Source organism: Saccharomonospora halophila 8 (assembly GCF_000383775.1).
Taxonomy (GTDB): Bacteria; Actinomycetota; Actinomycetes; order Mycobacteriales; family Pseudonocardiaceae; genus Saccharomonospora; species Saccharomonospora halophila.
Genome location: NZ_KB912566.1, coordinates 25,026 through 26,594, shown reverse-complemented (window position 1 = coordinate 26,594; position 1,569 = coordinate 25,026). Strand labels below are relative to the sequence as shown.

General features: G+C 72.0%; 1 protein-coding gene and 1 pseudogene. Both read left to right on the top strand.

What is annotated here, in order from left to right:
* Positions 1–127 precede the first annotated feature (127 nt).
* Positions 128–1,201 (top strand): C40 family peptidase, encoded by a 1,074-nt coding sequence (locus SACHA_RS0115265; protein ID WP_019811063.1) that lies wholly within the window; start codon positions 128–130, stop codon positions 1,199–1,201.
* Between the two features lie 47 nt (positions 1,202–1,248).
* Positions 1,249–1,569: pseudogene (locus tag SACHA_RS0115260) on the top strand (alpha-(1-2)-phosphatidylinositol mannosyltransferase); the annotation flags it as partial.

Genomic DNA, 1,569 nt, shown 5'->3' with positions numbered 1-1,569 from the left:
GACGAGCCCGCCGGCGCGGTCCCACCGTGTCCGGCGACGGCGGAGAACGCGCGGCGGAGGGCCCCCGACCTCCGGCGCGGATCGTGTGCCCGGTCGGCGGCCGGAGAGCAAAGGAGACACACGCGACGTGCGGTCGCATCCCGTGAAACGACTGGCTCCGGGAACCCTGGCGGCCTGCGCCGTCCTCGCGGGCGTCACCTTCGCCCAGGCACCGGCCACCGCGTTACCCGTCCCCGCCCCCCAGCAACCCGTCCAGCAGCCTCTGCGACAGCCCCCGAGTGGTTCCGAGGAACTCGAGGAGTACCGCGAGCTGTCCAGCAAGGCCGAGAAGCTGAACGAGAAGTATCTCCAGGCGCAGGAGGACCTGAAGGCCAAACAGGACGAACTCGACGAGTTGAGCACCCGCCTGGCCGAGGCCGAGAAGGCCGAGAAGCAGGCGCGTGCCGACGAGGAACGGTTCCGGGTCGACGTCGACCGGTTCGCGGGCACGACGTTCACCAGCGGCAACTCGCTCAACCGGATGTCGGCCCTGATCACCGAGGATTCCGCGGAGGGCTTCCTGGAACGCTCGTCGGCGATCGGCGTGCTGGCCACGGACAAGAACCGGGCGCTGAGCCGCCTCCGGGACGCCGTCCAGCGCGCCGAGGACGCGAAGAACCAGGCGGCCGAGGCCCGGGAGCAGGCCGAGAAGGCCCGGGACAAGGCCGAGAAGATCGCCGCCGACCTGGAGGCGCGGAAGAAGGAGCTCGACGACCAGATCGCCGAGCTGGAGCAGCAGGCGAACCTGCTCAGCAGCTCCGACGTCGCCGCGCAACAGGACATCGGCCCGGACCCCGGCCCGATCGAGGCTCCCGGCCCCGCCGCCCAGGTCGCGATCGACGCGGCGATGGCGAAACGGGGCAGCCCGTACGTGTGGGGCGCCACCGGCCCGAGCGAGTTCGACTGTTCGGGGCTGACCCAGTGGGCCTACAACCAGGCGGGCGTCAGCATCCCCCGGAACAGCCGGTCGCAGTCGCAGTACGGCACCCCGGTGTCCCGGTCCCAGCTGCAGCCGGGCGACCTGGTGTTCTTCTACTCGCCGGTCTCGCACGTCGGCATCTACATCGGCAATGGCCAGATGGTGCACGCGCCCACCAGTGGTGACGTGGTCAAGGTGGCTCCGCTGCAGGACCAGTTCAGCGGGGCGCGGCGCGTCGCCTGACGCCCGCGCGACCCACCCTCCGGGCCGGGACGGGATAGTCTGCCGGCATGCGCCGAACGCTGCTGGTGACCAACGACTTCCCGCCCCGGCCCGGCGGCATCCAGTCCTATCTGAACTCGTTGGTCACCCGGCTGCCCGCCGACGAGCTCGTGGTCTACGCCCCCGCGTGGGAGCGGGCCACCGGCTCGGACCGGGAGTTCGATGCCGCGGCCCCGTTCGAGGTCGTGCGGCACCCCACCTCGCTCATGCTGCCCACCCCGGACGTGCTGCGGCGGGCACGGCAGCTCGTACGCTCCCGCGGCTGCGACACGGTGTGGTTCGGGGCCGCCGCGCCGTTGGCGCTGCTCGGGGCGCCGCTGCGGGAGGCG